Here is a 14,326-nt window from a genome sequence, read left to right on the forward strand (position 1 = left end):
GAAGCAGGGCCCACATCATGAGCAAAGAAATCCTGTTGGTTGTGGATTCAGTCAGCAACGAAAAAGGCGTTAGCCGCGAAGTCATCTTCCAAGCACTGGAGGAGGCGCTAGCCGCTGCCACCGTTAAGCGCTTCGAAAACGACGAGATCAATATTCGCGTCGCTATCGATCGTCGTACCGGCGAGTACGAAACCTTCCGTTTTTGGGAAGTCGTTGCTGATGAAGATCACGAAATCCCCGCGATGCAGCTGGCAATTAGCGACGTAGAAGAAAAAGGCTTGAAGCTTGGCGATATCGTCGAAGAAAAAATTGAGTCCGAAGCTTTTGGTCGTATTGCAGCGCAAACCGCTAAGCAAGTTATCGTGCAACGAGTTCGTGAAGCTGAGCGTGCCTTGGTGGTCGATGCTTACCGTGACCGTGTCGGCGAAATTCTCTCCGGCATCGTTAAGAAAACTACGCGTGATGGCCTGATCGTTGATCTCGGCGGTAACGCCGAAGCGTATTTGGCGCGCGAAGAGATGTTGCCGCGCGAAAACTTCCGCATGGGTGATCGTCTGCGGGCCGTCTTGTTTGACGTCAATGCCGAAGGCCGTGGCGCACAACTGCTGATGTCGCGCTCACGCCCAGAAATGATCATTGAGCTATTCCGCATTGAAGTGCCGGAAATTGGCGAAGAAATTATCTCTATTCGTGCTGCTGCTCGCGACCCTGGTGTACGCGCCAAGCTCGCAGTGAAAAGCAATGATCACCGCATTGATCCGCAAGGCGCCTGTATCGGTATGCGCGGTTCGCGTGTGCAGGCCGTCTCTGGTGAGCTCGGCGGTGAGCGTGTCGATATCGTGCTTTGGGACGATAACCCCGCTCAGTTCGTTATTAACGCGCTGCAGCCAGCTGAAGTTGCCTCCATCGTTGTCGATGAAGACAGCCACACCATGGATGTAGCGGTAGAAGAAGATCAACTAGCCATGGCCATTGGTCGTGGTGGTCAAAACGTGCGACTAGCCTCTGAGCTTAGCGGCTGGCGCTTAAACGTGATGACCGTTGCTGATGCCCAAACCAAGCAAGAAGGTGAAGCACAGCACTTTGTCGACGCCTTTATGAAAGACTTGGGCATCGATGAAGACATCGCGATTATCTTGGTAAATGAAGGTTTCAGCTCACTTGAAGAAGTGGCTTATGTGCCGCTGGAAGAGCTGCAGGCTATCGAAGATTTTGATGATGAATTAGTAGACGCATTACGTCAGCGCGCAAAAGATGTGTTGCTGACCAAAGCGCTGGTGTCTGAAGAAGGCGCCAGTGAGCCAGCAGAAGATCTGCTTGGCATGGAAGGGATGGATCGCAAAGTGGCCTTTGCCTTGGCTGCACGCGGCATTGTCACCATGGAAGATTTGGCTGAGCAAGCCATTGATGACATTAATGATATCGACGGCATTAACGACGATATCGCAGCCCAATTGATCATGAAGGCGCGTGAGCCCTGGTTTCAATAAGCCGGGCCACCTTCTCAGAAGCGGAGTAAACGCCCCATGGCTGAAGTTACAGTTAAAGAATTAGCCGACACGGTCGGTCGTCCTGTTGAGAATCTGCTTGCGCAAATGAGCGAAGCCGGTCTCAGTCATAAAAGTGCCACAGATGCTGTTTCTGATAGCGAGAAGCAGCAGCTGTTGGCACACCTCAAGCGCGCTCATGGCGAGCAAGCGGGCGCGCCTCAAAAAATTACCTTGCAGCGCAAAACAGTAAGCACGCTGAAGGCGTCGCCGGCTGCAGGTGGCCGCGCCAAAACCGTCAACGTAGAAGTGCGCAAAACTCGCACCTATGTGAAGCGTTCTGATCTCGAAGTGCAGGAAGACCAGAGTCGCGAAGCCGAAGAAGCTTTGCGTTTGGCTATTGAAGCTGCTGCTCGTCAAGTTGAAGAAGCTAAGCAAGCCATTATTGATGCCGAGAAGCGTGCCACTGAAGACGCTCGTATTGCCGCTGCTGAAGAAGAGGCTCGTAAGGCCGCTGAAGATGCGCGCAAGCAATTAGGCAACGAATCAAAAGATGCGCGCAAACTGAGTGTGCCGAAAGTCGATATTAAGCGACTGGAAACCCCAGAAGAGAAAGCGCGTCGCGAAGAAGAGGCAGCGAAAACACGCGTTGCTGATGAAGCACGCAAGCGCCAAGAAGATATTGTCCGCCGCGAAGCTGAAGATAAAGCTCGTGAAAAAACCCTAGAGCAAGCGCGCTTAATCGCCGCTGATTTAGCTGGTCGTAAAGAGGTAGCGGCGCCTGCCGTAGATGCCCCATTGGCAAAAGGCTTGGTAGGCGTGGCCTATGAAGACTCATTTGCACGTGAAGACCGCGCAATTAAGCGAGGCAGTGCAACGCCATCGCGCGGTGGTAAAAGAGGCCCGAAAAAACGCGAAGAGCAGGCGTTCCGTCCTGTTAATCGCACCTTAACCAGCGCTCTGTCGAAAAAACATGGCTTTGAGAAGCCTGTGGAGAAGCAGGTGTACGAAGTTGCTATTGGTGAACAAATTGTCGTCAGTGATTTAGCACAAAAAATGGCTCGCAAATCGCGCGATGTCATTCGTGTGCTGATGAAAATGGGCGAAATGGTCACTGAGAGCCAAGCTATTGATCAAGCAACAGCGGCATTGGTTGTTGAAGAAATGGGCCATACGGCTGTATTCGTCAGCGACACAGCGCTAGAAGATTCGTTGATGGATTCAATCGTCGATCATGGTGATGACGCGCCACGTGCGCCAGTTGTAACCATCATGGGCCACGTTGATCACGGCAAAACCTCTTTGCTCGACTCGATTCGTCGCGCCAAAGTAGCTGCCGGTGAAGTTGGCGGCATTACTCAGCATATCGGTGCTTACCACGTGGAAACAGCACGCGGCATGATTACCTTCTTGGATACTCCGGGTCACGCGGCATTTACTGCCATGCGTTCACGCGGTGCCAAGGCTACCGATATCGTGGTTTTGGTTGTTGCTGCCGATGACGGTGTGATGCCACAAACGGCTGAAGCTATCGATCATGCGCGCGCTGCTAATGTGCCGCTGATTGTTGCCATCAACAAAATGGATAAAGAGTCTGCCGATCCTGATCGTGTGCAGAATGAACTGTCCGCGAAAGGCGTTGTGCCGGAAGAGTGGGGCGGCGATGCACAGATCATCAAGCTCTCCGCACACTCAGGTGAAGGCATAGATGATTTGCTCGATGCCATCCTGCTGCAAGCCGAAGTATTGGAGCTGCGCGCTTCGACTGAAGGCGCTGCGCAAGGTGTGGTCATTGAGTCGCGTATCGATAAGGGTCGCGGTGCTGTAGCCACGTTATTGGTACAAAAAGGCACGTTGAAAAAAGGCGACCTGGTTTTGGCCGGCACAATGTATGGCCGTGCCCGTGCGTTGACTGATGAAAATGGCAAACTGGTGAAATCCGTGGGTCCATCGATGCCGATTGAGATCTTGGGTCTGCCAGATGCACCAGCTGCTGGTGATGAGTTCTTAGTGGTTACCGACGAGCGTAAAGCCCGCGAAGTTGCTGAGTTCCGTATCGCTCGCGATCGCCAAGTGCGCATGGACTTACAGCAAGCCATGAAGCTGGAAAACGTTTTTGCCAATATGGGCAAAAAAGAAGCTGCCAGCGTCAATATCGTATTGAAAACCGATGTTCGTGGTTCGCTCGAAGCTCTCACCGCTGCGCTGCATGATTTGGGCACAGAAGAGGTGGTGGTGAAAATCGTCAGCTCAGGTGTTGGCGCGATTGCAGAATCTGATGTCAACTTGGCGGAATCGACTGGATCAGTCGTGCTTGGCTTCAACGTGCGTGCCGATAACGCCGCTCGCGCTAAGTGCCAAAATGATGGTATCGATCTGCGTTACTACAGCATCATTTATGAATTAATCGATGATGTAAAAGCGGCAATGTCTGGTCTATTGTCACCTGAGCGTCGTGAAAATATCGTGGGTATGGCTGAAGTTCGTGAAGTTTTCCACTCCTCGAAATTTGGTCATGCTGCCGGCTGTATGGTGCTCGAAGGTAGCCTGTTCCGTAACAAACCCATCCGCATTTTGCGTCAGGATGTGGTGGTGTTCCAGGGTGAGCTCGAGTCATTACGCCGCTTCAAAGATGACGTTGCTGACGTCCGCAATGGCATGGAATGTGGCCTAGCTATTAAAGGCTACAAAGACATCCAGGCGGGCGACAAAATCGAAGTCTATGAAGTTCAAATCATCAAGCGTAGCTTGTAAGGCGGGATGGATTAGTGAGTCAACGCACGCAACGCTTAGGCGACCAAATTCAGCGCGATATTTCGGGCCTGATCCGTCAGCGCTTGCGTGACCCTCGCTTAGGCATGGTCACCATATCGGCTGTTAAAGTTAGTCCCGATATGGGCTATGCCGACATCTACGTGACCATCTTGGGCAAAACCCTAGATGAGTCGCCAGATGAAGGTATCGCCATTCTCAATGCTGCCTCTGGCATTTTGCGTGGTGAATTAGGCCGTGGTCTGCGCACGCGCATCGTGCCGCATTTGCGCTTTCACCATGATGTGGTGACATCGCGCGGTAATCGCATGGCTGATCTCATCACGCAGGCAGTTGCTGCCGATGTGAAAAATGCTGAAGCGAATAATAGCGCTGAAGTTGATGCCACAAACCCCGATTCAACGCCTGCCGACGACAGTCGCGACTAAGCTCAGTAATAGATGAGTAAGCCGCGCCGTCCACGTCGCCCTATCGATGGCATTTTGCTGCTCGATAAGCCAATTGGTGTCACCTCCAATCAAATTCTGCAATGGGTTAAGCACCGTTATCAGGCTGATAAAGCTGGTCATACCGGTAGTCTTGACCCGCTTGCGACAGGCGTTTTACCTATTTGCTTAGGCGAAGCGACGAAGTACTCACACTACTTGCTCGATGCCGATAAAACCTATGTCACGCGGCTAAAGCTGGGTGAAAAAACCAACACCTCCGATGCCGAAGGCGAAGTCATTGCTCGTGCTGCTGTGCCAAACATTAGCGCCGATGAGCTTGAGCATGTGTTGGCACAATTTCGCGGTGACATCATGCAGGTGCCCTCGATGTTTTCAGCATTAAAACGCGATGGTCGTCCGCTCTATGAGCTGGCCCGCGCCGGCATCGAAGTTGAGCGCGCCGCACGACCCGTCACAATTTACGAACTCAGCTGCGTGTCCATAGATTTGCCATTTGTTGAGCTTAAAGTATCGTGCTCAAAAGGCACCTATGTGCGCAATCTGGTCGAAGATATTGGTGATGTCATCGGCTGTGGCGCGCATGTGGTGGCACTGCGACGCACTCAGGCAGGCCCCTTCAATTTATCGCAAAGCTTCACCCGCGAGCATGTAGCCGAAGCCGAGCCTTTGGGCTTTCCAGCGCTCGATGAAATGCTGCTGCCGAGCTGGGCAGGATTGGCCGATTGGCCGCGTGTGGAGTTGAGTGAGACTTCAGCGTATTATCTGCGCCACGGTAATCCGGTGCAGGCTAGTGGTCTGCCGCGAGATGGTCAGTCAGTGCTCATTTTTGAGTTACAAGATGACGGCCAACCGGCTCTTTTTTTAGGGATAGGCAGCCAAAATGATGATGGCTTGCTTGCCCCCAAACGCTTAGTGCGCGTAGCTGATAGCTCGCTCAACTAAGTCATCAAACATGCCCATTGGGCGTGTCAGCGCGGACTGTAGAAAGGCACGGTCTGTCGTTGTTTTATGGCCTTTCAAAGGAGAAAACCCATGGCCCTGACAGTTCAGGACAAGGCTGCCATCGTTGCGCAGCATGCTCGTGCCCCCGGCGACACCGGTTCATGCGAAGTCCAAGTGGCTTTGCTGTCCGCACAGATCAATGATCTGCAGCCGCACTTTAAAGAACACAAGCATGATCACCATTCGCGCCGCGGTCTCATCCGCATGGTGAACCAACGCCGTACACTGCTCGATTACCTAAAACGTAAAGACAGCAGCCGCTACGTTGCGTTGATCCAAGTACTGGGTCTACGCCGCTAAGCGAGTAAGAGATAGAGAGCGGTCCGCCGCTCTTTATTTTTATCTGAGCAAATAGCATCGTGCTACTCGCTCAGGCTACAAGGATGTGGCGTATTGGATGCCATCGGAGAGGCTTCTAACACCTGCGATGCCTACAGGCATGGCAACTGTTAGGGGCCTCCAATGGCGAATAAGTCGGAACGATGCGCATAGGGCGTATCGATTGGAGAATCTATGTTTAATATCGTCAGTAAAACCTTTCAGTTCGGCGCCCAAAGCGTCACTTTAGAAACTGGTCGCATTGCTCGCCAGGCCTCGTCAGTTGTCGTTACCATGGGTGGCGTGCAGGTGCTGGTTGCTGTTGTTGGCAATAAGAAAGCCAAATCCGGCCAGGATTTTTTCCCACTGACCGTGAACTACCAAGAAAAAACCTATGCTGCCGGTAAAATCCCCGGTGGTTACTTTAAGCGCGAAGGCCGTCCAACTGAAAAAGAAACGCTAACGTCGCGTTTGATCGACCGCCCAATCCGCCCATTATTTCCAGAAGGTTTTGTTAACGAAGTGCAGGTAACGGCTACCGTTATTTCTTCGGACAAACAGCAAGACTCAGACATTGCAGCATTGATCGGCACATCAGCGGCGCTAGCTATTTCAGGCCTGCCATTCAATGGCCCCATCGGTGCGGCTCGCGTTGGTTACATCAACGACGAATACGTACTGAACCCCAGCTTCGAGCAAATGAAAGTATCTGATCTTGACCTCGTGGTAGCCGGCACCAAAGCCGCTGTCTTGATGGTTGAGTCTGAAGCCAAAGAGCTTAGCGAAGACCAAATGCTTGGTGCCGTCTTGTTTGGCCATGATGAGCTACAAGCTGTTGTTGAAGCCATTACAGCTTTTGCAGCTGAAGTCGCCACTCCGAAGTGGGAAGTTGCTGCAGCCGTGGTGAACACAGAACTGAAAGCCGCAATGAAGGCAGCATTTGGCGCGCAAGTGTCTGAAGCCTATGCCATCAGCGTTAAGCAAGATCGCTACACGCGTTTGGGCGAAATTAAGCAAGCTGTATTGGCTCAGTTTGCGCCAGAAGGCAGTGAGCAGTGCGCCAGCGAAGTTGAAGATCTGTTTGAAGATCTGAAATATCGCTCCGTGCGCGACAACATCCTCAGTGGCAAGCCACGTATCGATGGTCGTGACACGAAAACAGTTCGCGCCTTGGATATCCAAGTTGACGTGCTTGCGCGTGCTCACGGTTCGGCATTGTTTACACGTGGCGAAACTCAGGCTTTGGTTACTACTACGCTCGGCGGCACGCGCGATTGCATGATGGTTGATGCGCTGGAAGGCACATATACCGATAACTTCATGCTGCATTACAACTTCCCATCCTACTCGGTGGGCGAAACTGGTCGTGAGTCTGGCCCTAAGCGTCGCGAAATCGGCCATGGCCGTTTGGCACGTCGCGGTGTGCACCCAATGCTGCCGTCAGCTGACAAGTTCCCGTACGCCATTCGTGTCGTATCGGATATCACTGAGTCAAATGGTTCGTCATCTATGGCGTCAATCTGCGGTGCCTCATTAGCACTGATGGCTGCTGGTGTACCAATGAAAGCGCCAGTGGCCGGCATCGCCATGGGCTTGGTAAAAGAGGGCGATCGTTTCGCCGTGCTTACCGACATCTTGGGCGACGAAGATCATCTCGGCGACATGGACTTTAAAGTAGCTGGTTCTGCCAAAGGCGTGACCGCACTGCAAATGGACATCAAGATCGAAGGCATTACTGAAGAGATCATGGAAGTGGCTTTAGGCCAGGCCCACGAAGCTCGCCAGATCATCTTGGATCAGATGAACCAAGTGTTGTCAGCCTCGCGCGCTGAAGTCAGCCTATATGCGCCGACTTACACGACGATCCAAATCAGCACCGACAAAATCCGTGATGTTATCGGTAAAGGCGGCGCCACCATTCGCGGCATTTGTGAGCAAACCAAAGCCACCATCGATATTGATGACTCTGGCCTAGTGCGCATCTACGGCGAAACTAAAGCGGCAACGCAAGCGGCATTAGCCCGCGTGCAAGAAGTTACTGCTGAAGTAGAAGTTGGTACTGTTTATGAAGGTACGGTTGCTCGTATCGTCGATTTCGGCGCTTTCGTAAATATCCTGCCAGGTACCGATGGCCTTGTGCACATCTCGCAAATTGCGCATGAGCGTGTTGAAAATGTTGGTGACCATTTGACCGAAGGCCAAGTGGTCAAAGTCAAAGTGTTGGATGTTGATCAGCGCGGTCGCATTAAGCTGTCGATTAAGGAATTGATCGAAGTTTAAGGAAGATATGGCCGTCGGGTGCCTAAACCCGACGGCCGTAGGTTTGTGTGGCGATGTAAGGTGAAAAAAACGATCAGAGGCCACATTCTGGGCTTTAACGCTAACAGCCCATAGTGTTATCTTCTCTGAGCCTTGCTGGCTTGGGCCAGTACACCCGTGTTGCACTACAACAATAATGCGCGCGCGTGATAATAATAATCTTCATAAGGAGAATGACATGGGTGGCTTCCGCCAACTCCGTCTTGGTTTTGTAAGTGTTATCCTTGGTTCCTCAGTGCTACTTTCGGCCTGTGACCCAATCGCTTTCATTAGCAACCAATCACTTCGCTTCGTTGAGCGAAATCTAGTTCCCCCTCTGCTGCGCGATAACGACGTACTTATGGCTTGTAAGTCCGGAGTAGCTCTTGCGCCACTAATCGTTGCAACTGAAAATATTGGTGCCGACGCTAATCAGCTTGGGACTTTGCTTTATACGACAGCAGGCCTATGCGCTGAAGTCGATGCCACCGAAGCAGAGCTTCGCTACTTACGTGCCGCTCGTGCGGGTAATGTTGAGGAAGCGCAGGATGCTCGCATTCAGCAAAAACGCTTTGCTGAGCTTGCCGCACGTCGTCAGTTAATATCGTACCAGCGCTTCGTGACTTACTACGAAAAACGCTACGACATCAAGATTGGCGAGCAATGCACAGACTTCCATAAAGATTTTGACGAATTCGTCTACATGCTGGGCCTTATAACTGGCTTGCAAGCAGTTTTAAACGATATCGTTGCTGGTCAAACAGTAGGTGTTCCACTTGATATCGCGGCAAAAGCTGAACGCGCATTTAGCTGCCTAGATAACAAAAAATGGTGGGGCGTACCATTGGCCGCTCGTGCTGTCGTGTGGAACGTGCTGCCTGGCGCTGATGAAGGTAAAGACCCATGGGGTGCAATGAACGCATCGATGGCTATTGGTGAAGCCGCAGGTGTGCGCTTGCCATTTGCTATGTATGCCTTGTCGGCATCGGGTAAAGATGATCAGGTGCGTCTGCGTGACGCAATTCGCCGCTTCGCTGATGTGAAACAGGGCTTCAAGCAAAACCCAGACTACCGTCTGGCGGATAGCATGGCAGGCTTGATCATAACTACTCTCTCAGACCGCCTGTGGACTGAGGGTGCTGGCACTCGCACACCCCTTGGCATGCTGGGTAAATTCTGGGATGAGAAGGCAGAGCGCGCTGAAGGCGTCGACATCTCCGACCTCCTGTGAACTTTGTAGGCAGCCAAACGTTATTCGTTTGGCTGCCTAGTCAATCTATTTCTTCTTACAATTTGAGGTTTTTTCATGAGAAAAATTAAAACTTTAGCCGTGGCGGCAGTGACGGTACTGGCTGCATCAGTATCGGTTCAAGCTAATGCTGCGAACAAAATTTGCGTATTCGATATTCTTGGTGCACAAGGCGATGCCTATGGTCTGATGAAGGACTACGCATTGGCTGCAACCAAAATGGGTGCTGCGGTTGAGCTGAAAGCCTATACCGATGAGCGCACCGCCGCTGAAGACTTCAAAGCTGGCCAGTGTGATGGCGTTTTGCTGACAGGTCTGCGTGGTCGTCAGTTTAACAACTTCACCGGATCTTTAGATTCCATTGGCGCTATTCCTTCATATGCGGTGATGGCAAAAGCAATTTCAACGTTAGCTAACCCAGCCTTGGCTTCCAAGATGGTTGAAGGCAAGTTTGAGGTTGCGGGCGTGGCGCCAGCGGGTGCTGCCTATTTATTCGTTAAAAGCCGCTCAATCAATCATGTCGACAAGCTGGCAGGTAAGAAAATTGCCATTTTTGACTACGACAAATCACAAGCCAAAATGGTGCAAAAGATTGGTGCTCAGCCTGTCTCTTCTGACATCAGTAACTTTGGTGCCAAGTTCAATAATGGCGCTGTCGATATCATCGCTGCTCCAGCCATGGCCTATAAGCCACTCGAGCTTTACAAAGGCTTAGGAAAAGACGGTGCTATTGTTCGCTTCCCTATCATTCAGCTGACCTTCCAGCTATTTATCGACAAAACCAAGTTTCCTGCTGGTTTTGGTCAGGCATCGCGCAAATACTGGGATTCGCAGTATAACCGCTCGATTAGCATGATTAATAAAGCTGAGAAAGGTGTTCCAGCTGCTACTTGGTTGGATCTGCCTCCCGATGATAAAGAAGGCTATGTAGTGCTATTGCGAGATGCGCGTATTAGCCTGACCAAAGACGGTATTTACGACGCGTTCATGATGAAAATGTTGAAGAAAATTCGCTGCTCGGTCGAAAGCGCCAATGCTGAATGCTCCACAAACTTAGAATAAGTTACTCGTAAGAAATGAATGGCGGCGAGCATTGGTGCTCGCCGCCATTTTCTACCAAGGAAGTATAAAATGAATAATAAGCCTGTCTTCCTGAACCGCAGCTTATCGGAATGGTTTTCCAGTCTGCCGGTTTTAGCTCTACTGTTGCTGACGTTGGTGATTGGTACGGGCGAAATGCTCCATGGCCAGTTACTGCGTATGGGCGAGCGCATGTTCGGCGACCCCACAACAAACGTCCAATATTTCATGTTGCGTGCAGACCCAGTACGTCCTGCATGTGACCCTAATCGAGATGTTGATGCCGCGGTCCAGGCAAAGTTAAACGCTCCCGTATCTGATGATCCATTGGATATGCTGTTTGCTGATGCGGTTCAAGATCCCGAAGCAATTCGTTCGTCTCTAGAAGCTGCGAAAGCGCTGTGTGTTGAGAAAAACGACATTTATGAGCGTGTGGTTGATCACATCACACCTAAGCTAAAGGCGTTCCGAGCGGTTGAGACGGGCTTCTTTGGTATCTTTAAGTTCGGAACCGAAAACCGTTCGTTGATTTTGCTGGCTATGTTTTCCATTGCTGCAATTACTACAACGTTAAGCATTCATCACATTAACTTGCGGCCACCAAAAACGCAGCGCGACTTCTTCGTCTACAACATGGCGATGGTCATTGCGAACAGTATTTTGGCGTTCACTTCTTGGTTCTACTACAACAAAGTATTGCTCGCGTCGGGCATACCAGTAGACAAACCACTAGTTAACTATATTTTTATCGGTCTATTCTCGGTGCTGGCAATAATCAGCGCTGTTCGTGTAGTTCGTCCGCCGAAAGATGCGCCTGCTGGCGGCAACTTTGGTATGAGTCTGCTGACTATTCCGTTGTTTGCTTTCATGGCAATGACATCGGCTAGTGTGTTCTTTGCCGAACAGCATTGGGCTGGTATTGCCATTTACTTAGGCCAGCTGCTGGAATACTCCGGCATCTTCTTGAACCTCGCGCTGTATATTTGGGCCGGTATGTTGCTCAAGCAAACACGCGTAGTGACTTTGTTCTTAGACATTGTGCGCCCTTGGAAGCTAAGCCCTGAGGCATTGACCTGGGTTATCTTGCTAGCTGCCGCGGTTCCAACGGCTTATACCGGCGCTTCAGGTATTTTCGTTATCGCTGCAGGTGCCATCGTTTATAAAGAAGTCTACTCGGCCGGCGGTCGTCGCCAAATGGCATTGGCAGCAGCTGCAATGTCAGGCTCGATGGGTGTTGTGTTACGCCCATGCTTGCTGATCGTGCTGATTGCCGCATTGAACAAGCAAGTTACTACCAACGAGCTGTACGGTTGGGGTGTTGGCGTGTTTATGGTCACATCGACGCTGTTCTTGCTTTTTGCCATGATGGTGAAAGAAGACTCAACAGGTCGCGAGCGGGCTGTGTTCTCAACAGCATTACGTGACTCTGCACGTGCCTTGGTGCCTGTATCGCCTTATATCGTTATCACCTTGTTGGTGGTCTACGGTTATAAGTACCTACTTGATGCACAGCTCGATGAGTTCACTGCACCTGTGATGCTGCCGGTCATCATGTTGTTTATCGTGATTTTCGATAAAATTCGTCGCGAGCCCAAAGCTCAGGCTGTGCAGGTTAATCCAGAAGCCGAACGTCGCTTAAGTCTTGAGCAAGCTGTCCGCTTTGCCACTAATGAAACGATTGGCCACATTGGTGCGTTGATTATGCTGATGGCATTGTCTGTGTCGGTCGGTGGTGTGATCGAGCATTCTGGCATCATGGCAAGCGTCCCAGCCGATCTTGGAAACATATGGCTAACGTTGACTATTCTCATGTTTATGATGGTATTCATCGGCATGATTATGGATCCGTTCGGTGCGGTGATCTTGGTGTCCGCGACAGTCGCTCCAATTGCCTACTCAAATGGCATCAACCCGGTCCACTTCTGGATGGTTGTGTTGGCTGCTTTCGAGCTTGGTTATCTGTCTCCTCCAGTGGCACTGAACCAGTTACTTACTCGTATGGTGGTTGGTGAGGAAGAAATGGATGCAGCGGATGCTGAGGTCCGTCATAAGTCCTTCTACTACCGCTACGAGCGCTGGATTTTGCCAGTTGTCGTGATGTTCACAGGTCTACTCATCGTTGTGTATGGCGGTCAGAACCTCGTGATGCATGGTACTGAATGGCAAGAGTCACTTAACGGGATGTTGCTAAGCCTGTTCGGCTAAGCAGCACCCACAAAAAAGCCGGCGATTGCCGGCTTTTTTGTATCTGCGATTTAATGAATTAAACGCTACAGATTGAAGTTTTCTAGTGTGTTAAGCGACTTGCACTGGAATAGCGTTAGCGCTGTGACTAACGGTGTTGTCGATATTGCAATACACCAAGCGAGGCTTAAAAGCAGCAAGCTCTTCTTCAGCAAATTGGGCGTATGTGCAAATAATGACACGATCACCAGGCTGTGCTTTGTGTGCCGCAGCGCCATTAACCGAAATCATGCCTGAGCCAGATTCGGCACGAATAGCATAGGTCGTGAAGCGTTGGCCGTTACCGACGTTATAAATCTGAATTTGTTCGTATTCGCGAATGCCAGAAAGGTCAAGCAAGTCGCCATCGATAGCGCAGGAGCCTTCGTAGTCTAATTCGGCATGTGTGACACAGGCACGATGTAACTTGGCTTTCAGCATGATGCATTGCATGGGCGTTTACCTCCGCTCAGCAGCAAAAAAACAAGCACAGGGCGGTTTTGGGACCGACCTACATGTTGGGCGCGCCATTTTGCCGCAAGATGCGCGCGCGATCAATCACTCTTCGCTGTCAAATAAGGGATATCTATCAGTTTTACTGTAGGTCAAAAACAAGGTTATCAATAAGTCTGGTCTTACCTAAATGCGCAGCGACTAAAACAACCGCCTGAGGCTGGCTGGCATCAAAGTCATTCAGGTCTAAGCTATGAACGCTGAGATAGTCAATCTTGAAGCCACCTTGCTTAAGCGTGGATTTCGCTCGCGCAATGATCTCATCAGCGACGCTATCTGGCTTCTGCAGGGCGTCTCGAATATTGCACAGCGTTTGATAGAGCAATGGGGCTTTGCTGCGCTGTAGCTCAGTCATGTATTGATTGCGTGAGCTAAGCGCCAAGCCGTCAGTATCGCGCACTGTGGCAATACCAATAATATTGACGGGCAAGAATAAGTCGTGAACCAACTGCTTAATGACAGCGAGCTGCTGATAGTCTTTTTGGCCAAATAGGGCCATATCAGGCGAGACAATATTGAGTAGCTTGGTGACGATGGTGGCCACGCCGGTAAAATGGCCAGGGCGTGAGGCGCCACAGAGCTGTTCGGTCACTTCGCTGACATGAATGCTGGTTAACTGATTCAGGCCGTTGCTATAGATCTCGGTAGCCGCAGGAGCAAACAGCAAGTCACAGTCGGCTTCAGCCAACAGCGTGCCATCACGATCGAGTGTGCGCGGATAGCTGCCGAAATCTTCATTGGCGCCGAACTGCGTTGGATTGACAAAAATGCTGCAAACGACAAAGTCGGCACGGCGCTTTGCCTCATTAATTAGATGAATATGGCCAGCGTGCAAATTGCCCATTGTTGGTACGAAAGCAATGGATTTGCCGCTAGCTTTGGCCGAACGTAAAGCAGCGCGAACGCCTTGGATAGTGTGTTCAATCTTCATGGTG

The 14,326-nt window shown here is 51.1% G+C and carries 11 protein-coding genes; 9 read left to right on the forward strand and 2 right to left on the reverse strand.

All coding sequences use genetic code 11. The features are described 5' to 3' along the window. Positions 1–17: 17 nt before the first annotated feature. The 9 genes from nusA to AC3DKE_RS06290 all read left to right on the forward strand — a co-directional run bounded on the left by nusA (position 18) and on the right by AC3DKE_RS06290 (position 12,860). Entirely contained in the window at positions 18–1,490 is a 1,473-nt protein-coding gene (nusA, locus tag AC3DKE_RS06250) for a transcription termination factor NusA (RefSeq protein WP_340675671.1), read from the forward strand. Positions 1,491–1,526: 36 nt separating this feature from the next. After that, positions 1,527–4,241 (forward strand): translation initiation factor IF-2, encoded by a 2,715-nt coding sequence (gene infB, locus AC3DKE_RS06255; RefSeq protein WP_379071985.1) that lies wholly within the window; start codon positions 1,527–1,529, stop codon positions 4,239–4,241. A gap of 14 nt (positions 4,242–4,255) precedes the next feature. Continuing rightward, on the forward strand, positions 4,256–4,687 hold the full coding sequence (gene rbfA, locus AC3DKE_RS06260; protein WP_340675669.1) for a 30S ribosome-binding factor RbfA: 432 nt from the start codon (positions 4,256–4,258) through the stop codon (positions 4,685–4,687). 12 nt (positions 4,688–4,699) lie between these two features. After that, positions 4,700–5,650 (forward strand): tRNA pseudouridine(55) synthase TruB, encoded by a 951-nt coding sequence (truB, locus tag AC3DKE_RS06265; RefSeq protein ID WP_379071988.1) that lies wholly within the window; start codon positions 4,700–4,702, stop codon positions 5,648–5,650. A gap of 90 nt (positions 5,651–5,740) precedes the next feature. Beyond that, complete coding sequence (gene rpsO / locus AC3DKE_RS06270) at positions 5,741–6,010, forward strand: 30S ribosomal protein S15 (protein ID WP_340675667.1); 270 nt, start codon at positions 5,741–5,743, stop codon at positions 6,008–6,010. 213 nt (positions 6,011–6,223) lie between these two features. Then, complete coding sequence (gene pnp, locus AC3DKE_RS06275; protein WP_379071993.1) at positions 6,224–8,308, forward strand: polyribonucleotide nucleotidyltransferase; 2,085 nt, start codon at positions 6,224–6,226, stop codon at positions 8,306–8,308. A 217-nt stretch (positions 8,309–8,525) separates the two neighbouring features. Next, positions 8,526–9,557 (forward strand): hypothetical protein, encoded by a 1,032-nt coding sequence (locus AC3DKE_RS06280; RefSeq protein ID WP_487990242.1) that lies wholly within the window; start codon positions 8,526–8,528, stop codon positions 9,555–9,557. Between the two features lie 75 nt (positions 9,558–9,632). After that, positions 9,633–10,637, forward strand: coding sequence for a putative solute-binding protein (locus AC3DKE_RS06285; protein WP_379071999.1), 1,005 nt, complete (start codon positions 9,633–9,635; stop codon positions 10,635–10,637). Between the two features lie 69 nt (positions 10,638–10,706). After that, positions 10,707–12,860, forward strand: coding sequence for a TRAP transporter large permease subunit (locus AC3DKE_RS06290; protein ID WP_340675663.1), 2,154 nt, complete (start codon positions 10,707–10,709; stop codon positions 12,858–12,860). Positions 12,861–12,950: 90 nt separating this feature from the next. Here the strand turns inward: AC3DKE_RS06290 and panD are convergent, their stop codons facing one another. Both panD and panC read right to left on the reverse strand, forming a co-directional pair. Further along, entirely contained in the window at positions 12,951–13,331 is a 381-nt protein-coding gene (gene panD / locus AC3DKE_RS06295; RefSeq protein WP_340675662.1) for an aspartate 1-decarboxylase, read from the reverse strand. A 142-nt stretch (positions 13,332–13,473) separates the two neighbouring features. After that, on the reverse strand, positions 13,474–14,322 hold the full coding sequence (gene panC / locus AC3DKE_RS06300) for a pantoate--beta-alanine ligase (RefSeq protein ID WP_340675661.1): 849 nt from the start codon (positions 14,320–14,322) through the stop codon (positions 13,474–13,476). Between the last annotated feature and the right edge of the window lie 4 nt (positions 14,323–14,326).

The sequence above is a fragment of the Paraperlucidibaca sp. genome, from assembly GCF_982810325.1.

Bases quoted from the DNA above. Each gene is read 5' to 3' on its own strand.
- AC3DKE_RS06290 (WP_340675663.1), top strand. From the start codon at position 10,707: ATGAATAATAAGCCTGTCTTCCTGAACCGCAGCTTATCGGAATGGTTT.
- AC3DKE_RS06280 (WP_487990242.1), top strand. From the start codon at position 8,526: ATGGGTGGCTTCCGCCAACTCCGTCTTGGTTTTGTAAGTGTTATCCTT.
- panD (WP_340675662.1), bottom strand. From the start codon at position 13,331: ATGCAATGCATCATGCTGAAAGCCAAGTTACATCGTGCCTGTGTCACA.
- panC (WP_340675661.1), bottom strand. From the start codon at position 14,322: ATGAAGATTGAACACACTATCCAAGGCGTTCGCGCTGCTTTACGTTCG.
- pnp (WP_379071993.1), top strand. From the start codon at position 6,224: ATGTTTAATATCGTCAGTAAAACCTTTCAGTTCGGCGCCCAAAGCGTC.
- nusA (WP_340675671.1), top strand. From the start codon at position 18: ATGAGCAAAGAAATCCTGTTGGTTGTGGATTCAGTCAGCAACGAAAAA.
- AC3DKE_RS06285 (WP_379071999.1), top strand. From the start codon at position 9,633: ATGAGAAAAATTAAAACTTTAGCCGTGGCGGCAGTGACGGTACTGGCT.
- infB (WP_379071985.1), top strand. From the start codon at position 1,527: ATGGCTGAAGTTACAGTTAAAGAATTAGCCGACACGGTCGGTCGTCCT.
- rpsO (WP_340675667.1), top strand. From the start codon at position 5,741: ATGGCCCTGACAGTTCAGGACAAGGCTGCCATCGTTGCGCAGCATGCT.
- truB (WP_379071988.1), top strand. From the start codon at position 4,700: ATGAGTAAGCCGCGCCGTCCACGTCGCCCTATCGATGGCATTTTGCTG.